Genomic DNA, 4,983 nt, shown 5'->3' with positions numbered 1-4,983 from the left:
ATGGCGGCGGCGGCGGCGGTGACCGGCCATCTCACGGACGTTCGCGAACTCGTCTGACGGGGCGGGGGAATGAGCCGCAAGGCGTCGTTCCCGCCCGTCGCGTCCCACGCCACGCGGGTGCTGGTGCTGGGCAGCCTGCCGGGCGAGGCCTCGCTGGCGGCCGGGCGCTATTACGCGCATCCGCTCAACCAGTTCTGGCGCCTGATCGGCGGCGCGATCGGGCAGGACATCGCTGCGCTCGATTACGACGCGCGGCTGGCCGCGCTGCTGGCGGCCGGCGTGGGGCTGTGGGACACGATCGGTTCGGCCCGGCGTAGCGGCAGCCTGGACGGCGCGATCCGCGATGCGGAGGCCAACCCGCTGGCCGCGCTGGTTGCGGGCCTGCCGAACCTGCGTTGCGTGGCCTTCAACGGCGCCACGTCCGCGCGGATCGGCCGGCGCGCGCTGGCGGAACTTGACCGCGTGGCGCTCGTTCAGCTTCCGTCCAGCAGTCCGGCCTATTGCAGTGTCACCTTCGCGCAGAAGCAGGCCGAATGGTTGAAGCTGCGGGATTTTCTGGCGGAAAATCCGCCGGGGTGAGGTTGCAAATCGATGACGGTCCGTCACATTGGCCGCGCATCAAGGAGTTTGGTTTCGTGACGACGAAGAAGACGGACTGGACCGGCAAGGCGGCCATGGCGGGCGCGGCGATCGGATCGGCGGCGCTGGCGGCGGCTTTGCTCTATGCCTCGCGGCGCAAGGAAAGCGCCGAGGCGGGCAAGGCGAAGCCGACGCCCCCGGCGGACCCCGTCGAAACCGACTGACGTTTCGGGTCTTGCGGGGCGCGCCCGCGTAGGTATAGCGGCGCTATGGAACCGGTCAGCCAGATTGACGGACGGGCGATCCCGTTCGGTCGCAAGAACGTCGATACCGACATCATCATTCCCGCCCACTGGTTGAAGACCATCAGCCGGGACGGGCTGGGCCGGGGTGCGTTCGAAGCGCTGCGGCAAGACCCGGAGAACCTGTTCGACAGCGCCGAGTTCGCCGGCTCGCCGATCCTGATCGCCGGTGACAACTTCGGCTGCGGCTCCAGCCGCGAACACGCGGCCTGGGCGTTGCTCGACCTTGGCATCAAGGCGGTGATCGCGCCATCGTTCTCCGACATCTTCTCGGGCAACGCTTTCAAGAACGGCATCCTCACCGTGGTGCTGCCACAGGAACAGGTCGATCGCCTGCTGGAAGTGGCGAAGACCGATCCGATCCACATCGATCTGGAAGCGCAGACGGTGACCACGCCGTTCCAGGACCGTTTCCGCTTCGAGATCGATCCGTTCCGCAAGCATTGTCTGCTCAACGGGCTGGATGAAGTGGGGCTGACGCTGGCGCGCGATACCGCGATTTCGGCGTTCGAGAGCGCCGTGCAGGCTGAACGTCCGTTTCTGGCGCGGGGAACCGGCGTCGCGGCCTGATTTGCGGCTGGACGGCGGGTTCGTTTAACGGATCGCTTAAACCCTCTTCCCTTCACTGGTGAAACTTGCTTGCATGGGCGGGCGAGAACCGGACGGCCTTTCCGCATCCGGCAACGAATGGAATTGGGAGATACCGATGAAGGCCTTGCGCACCCACGCCGTTGGCGGTCCCGAAACGCTGACGCTGGACGATGTGTCCGATCCCGTGCCGGGCGCGGGGCAGGTCGTGGTGGCGATGAAGGCCTGCTCGATCAACTTCCCCGATACGCTGATGATTCGCGATCTCTACCAGTTCAAGCCGGAACGGCCCTTTGCGCCGGGCGGGGAACTGGCCGGGGTGATCGACGCGGTGGGCGAAGGCGTGACCGGCTGGAAGGTGGGCGACCGCGTGATCGCCATGGTTGGCAACGGCGGCCTGGCCGAGAAGGTCCGGGTTGAGGTCGGCCGGCTGTTCCCGCTGCCCGATGGCGTCGATTTCGCCACCGGCGCGTCGCTGCTGATGACCTATGGCACGACGTATCACGGCCTGGTCGATCGCGGCCATATCAAGGCGGGCGATACGCTGCTGGTGCTGGGCGCGGCGGGGGGCGTGGGCCTTTCCGCGATCGAGCTGGGCAAGGCGTTCGGCGCGCGCGTGGTCGCGGCCGTTTCGAGCGAGGAAAAGGCCGCCGTCGCGCGCGAGGCGGGTGCGGACGACGTGGTGATCTATGGCCGCCCGCCGTTCGACAAGGCGCAGTCGAAGGACCTCGCCGAAAAGTTCAAGGCGGCCTGCGGCCCCAATGGCGCCAACGTGATCTACGACATCGTGGGTGGCGATTATTCGGAACCGGCGCTGCGTTCGATCGCGTGGGAAGGCCGCTTCCTGGTCGTCGGCTTCCCCGCCGGCATCGCGCGTCTGCCGCTGAATCTCACGCTGCTCAAGTCCTGCGACGTGTGCGGGGTGTTCTGGGGCGCGTTCACCGCGCGCGAACCGAAGAAGTTCGCGGAGCAGGTGGCCGAACTGTTCGCCATGCTCAAGGCGGGCAAGATCAATCCCCGCGTTTCCGCGCGCTTCCCGCTGGAAAGGGGTGGAGAAGCGATCGCCGTGCTGGAAAACCGGCAGGCCGTGGGCAAGGTCGTGGTGACGACGGAATAGCGTGGCCTGCTAGGTTCTCGACCCTAGCGCCGGCTTCCGTAGGCCGGGATGCCCAGCTTCCAGTGAATCGCCGCGCCGCGCAGGCCGAAGCCGGCCAGCGCGGCGACCGGCCAGACCAGCCCGTCGGGCAGGTTCGCGATCCGGCCCAGCACGCAGAGGCCGGAAGCGAGTGCTGCCGCCGTCACGTAGAGCTCGGGCCGCATCAGGATCGAAGGGCGGCCGGCCAGCACGTCACGGATGATCCCGCCCACGCAGCCGGTGATGACGCCCATCATCATCGCTGGCACGGGCGATACGCCATAGGCCAGCGCCTTGACGGTGCCGAGCACGGCATAGGCGCCCAGTCCGGCGGCATCCGCCCATTCCAGCGCGCGCCCTTCCCACCAACGGTGCGGGGTGAACCACGCCACCAGCGCCACCACGAAGCACACCGGGGCGACCGACGGATCGCGCACCCAGAACACCGGCGCGCCGATCAGCAGGTCGCGCACCGATCCGCCGCCCACTCCCGTCACCAGCGCGAAGAATGCCATGGTGACGAAGGTCTGCCGCAACCGCGCCGCAAGCAGCGCGCCGGTCAACGCGAACACTGCGATCCCGGCCAGATCGAGAAAGCCGAGAATCGCGGGCAGCGCGGGCGCGGCCAGGATCGGGGAGGCGATGGTGGAAACAGCGGGGAGAGGCATCAGCGCAGCAACTGGCCGATCGCGATGGCCATGGCAATGCAGCCCCGGTCCGCGTGGCTCGGGCCGATTACCTGCATCCCCACCGGCAGGTGCCCGGCAGCGCCTACCGGCAGCACGGTGGCAGGCAGACCGGGAAATGTCGCCGTCCCGGCATAGGCGAGCACGGCATCGACGGAAACGGCCGCGCCGTTCACCAGCAGCGTCCTTTGCGGCATCGGCGTATCGTCATGCCGGAAGGCGGGCACGGCGCTGGGCGCCATCAGGACGAAATCATAGCTGTTGAACAAGGCGGCCCACGCCCGCTGGTTGCGGGCCTGCGCATCGCACAGCGCAAACCAGTCGGCCGCACTTGCTACCTGCCCTTGTGGCCCCGGAGCGCCTTTGAACAGCGCGATCTGCAGCATTCGCATGTAGGTGTCGTGCTGCTCGGCCATATCGGGCAGCAGCGCGCTGCGCCGGTCCACCGCCGCGCCCGCCGCTTCCAGCGCTTCGACCACGGCCTCGATCGGCGCGCGCACGGCGTCGTCCACCGGGCAAAGCGGGTGATCCTCCAGATAGAGGAAGCGCGCGCCGCCGATGGCGCACTCGCGTCGAACCAGCGGCCGGTCCAGCGTCACGTCGAGCAGCAGCGCCAGATCCTCGCCGTTCCGCGCCATGGGGCCAACCACGCCGAGGGCGATGTCGTGCCCGTCGGTGCCGGGAAACTCCTGCCCCTGCGATGTCACCACCCCCCACGTGGTCTTGTGACCCCAGACGCCCGAAAAGTGCGACGGCACGCGTATCGATCCGCCGATGTCGCTGCCGTATTCCGCTGGCACCATGCCGGTTGCCAGAGCCGCAGCGGCCCCGCCGGAGGAGCCGCCCGGTGTTCGCCCGGCATCGTGCGGGTTCACGGTGCGACCATAGACCTCGTTGGCGGATTGCCAGTCGGCGAGGTAGGGCGGCACGTTAGTCTTGCCCAGCAAAACCGCGCCTGCGCGCTTCAGCCGCCGCACCACGGCGGCATCGCGCGGCGCAACATAATCGCTGCAGGCGGGCAGGCCCCAGGTGGTGGGAAGGCCGTCCACGTCGAAGCTTTCCTTGATCGTCATCGGCACGCCGAACAGGGGCTGATCGCCTTGCGGGCCGGTTGCGGTCAGCGATTTCGCCCGGTCCCGGCTGCGGTCGAAATCGCGCACGACCACCGCGTTGATCGCCCCGTCCAGCGCTTCGATCCGCGCGATCGCGGCGTCCACCGCTTCGAGCGGTGACAAGGCGCCGCGCGCGATCATGGCTGCCAGCGCCGTTACGCCGGGTTCGTCTGTCAGTTTCGGAACCATTGCTCTCCCTCGTTTGTCCGTTCCGCGGTCAACCCGCCTGCCGCAATTCTTCGGCCAGTGTGTGGACCAGTTTGCCCGCCGGCAAGGACCGCGCAAGGCGAGCGCCCTGTCCGGCCCATTGCGCGCCGAAGCCGGCTTCGCCCCTTATCTTGGCAGCCGTGTTCAGCGCTTTGCCGGCATCGTACGCGATCGGATAGGCCGGAGCGGTCAGGCCGCAGCTTTCCCCCCAGGTGGTGAAGCGGTTGGCCAGACCGCGCGCCGGGCGGCCGGAGATGGCGCGGGTCATCACGGTCGGCCGTCCTTCGGCCAGCGCCGTGCGGTAGCCGGCGTCGGCCGCGCTTTCGGGGCAGCCGACGAACGCGGTGCCCAGCTGCGCCGCCACCGCGCCCAGC

At 68.5% G+C, this 4,983-nt stretch carries 7 protein-coding genes; 4 read left to right on the top strand and 3 right to left on the bottom strand.

What is annotated here, in order from left to right; translation table 11 throughout:
- The first annotated feature begins 69 nt into the window (after positions 1-69).
- The 4 genes from B3547_RS10955 (at position 70) to B3547_RS10940 (ending at position 2,586) form a co-directional block, all read left to right on the top strand.
- A complete protein-coding gene (locus B3547_RS10955) occupies positions 70-579 on the top strand; it encodes a DNA-deoxyinosine glycosylase (RefSeq protein WP_292963022.1) in 510 nt (169 codons plus the stop codon).
- Between the two features lie 56 nt (positions 580-635).
- Positions 636-803 carry an LPXTG cell wall anchor domain-containing protein gene (locus B3547_RS10950; protein WP_124808209.1) on the top strand — a complete coding sequence of 56 codons (168 nt, stop codon included), beginning with the start codon at positions 636-638 and terminating at the stop codon, positions 801-803.
- A gap of 45 nt (positions 804-848) precedes the next feature.
- Complete coding sequence (gene leuD / locus B3547_RS10945) at positions 849-1,451, top strand: 3-isopropylmalate dehydratase small subunit (protein ID WP_292963020.1); 603 nt, start codon at positions 849-851, stop codon at positions 1,449-1,451.
- Between the two features lie 136 nt (positions 1,452-1,587).
- Positions 1,588-2,586 carry an NADPH:quinone oxidoreductase family protein gene (locus tag B3547_RS10940; protein WP_125954006.1) on the top strand — a complete coding sequence of 333 codons (999 nt, stop codon included), beginning with the start codon at positions 1,588-1,590 and terminating at the stop codon, positions 2,584-2,586.
- A 23-nt stretch (positions 2,587-2,609) separates the two neighbouring features.
- Here B3547_RS10940 and B3547_RS10935 read toward each other — a convergent pair whose 3' ends face one another.
- The 3 genes from B3547_RS10935 to B3547_RS10925 all read right to left on the bottom strand — a co-directional run.
- On the bottom strand, positions 2,610-3,272 hold the full coding sequence (locus B3547_RS10935; protein ID WP_125954005.1) for a trimeric intracellular cation channel family protein: 663 nt from the start codon (positions 3,270-3,272) through the stop codon (positions 2,610-2,612).
- Positions 3,272-4,591: an amidase family protein gene (locus tag B3547_RS10930; RefSeq protein WP_292963019.1), complete on the bottom strand. Its 1,320-nt coding sequence runs from the start codon at positions 4,589-4,591 to the stop codon at positions 3,272-3,274. The genes B3547_RS10935 and B3547_RS10930 overlap by 1 nt, the downstream gene beginning before the upstream one ends.
- A 28-nt stretch (positions 4,592-4,619) precedes the next feature.
- A partial coding sequence (locus B3547_RS10925; protein WP_292963018.1) for a nitronate monooxygenase occupies positions 4,620-4,983 on the bottom strand: 364 nt, incomplete at its 5' end.

The organism is Novosphingobium sp. UBA1939, from assembly GCF_002336885.1.
Lineage (GTDB): Bacteria > Pseudomonadota > Alphaproteobacteria > Sphingomonadales > Sphingomonadaceae > Novosphingobium.
This window is presented reverse-complemented; position numbering and strand designations above follow the sequence as displayed.

Bases quoted from the DNA above. Each gene is read 5' to 3' on its own strand.
- B3547_RS10940 (WP_125954006.1), top strand. From the start codon at position 1,588: ATGAAGGCCTTGCGCACCCACGCCGTTGGCGGTCCCGAAACGCTGACG.
- B3547_RS10930 (WP_292963019.1), bottom strand. From the start codon at position 4,591: ATGGTTCCGAAACTGACAGACGAACCCGGCGTAACGGCGCTGGCAGCC.
- B3547_RS10955 (WP_292963022.1), top strand. From the start codon at position 70: ATGAGCCGCAAGGCGTCGTTCCCGCCCGTCGCGTCCCACGCCACGCGG.
- B3547_RS10935 (WP_125954005.1), bottom strand. From the start codon at position 3,272: ATGCCTCTCCCCGCTGTTTCCACCATCGCCTCCCCGATCCTGGCCGCG.
- leuD (WP_292963020.1), top strand. From the start codon at position 849: ATGGAACCGGTCAGCCAGATTGACGGACGGGCGATCCCGTTCGGTCGC.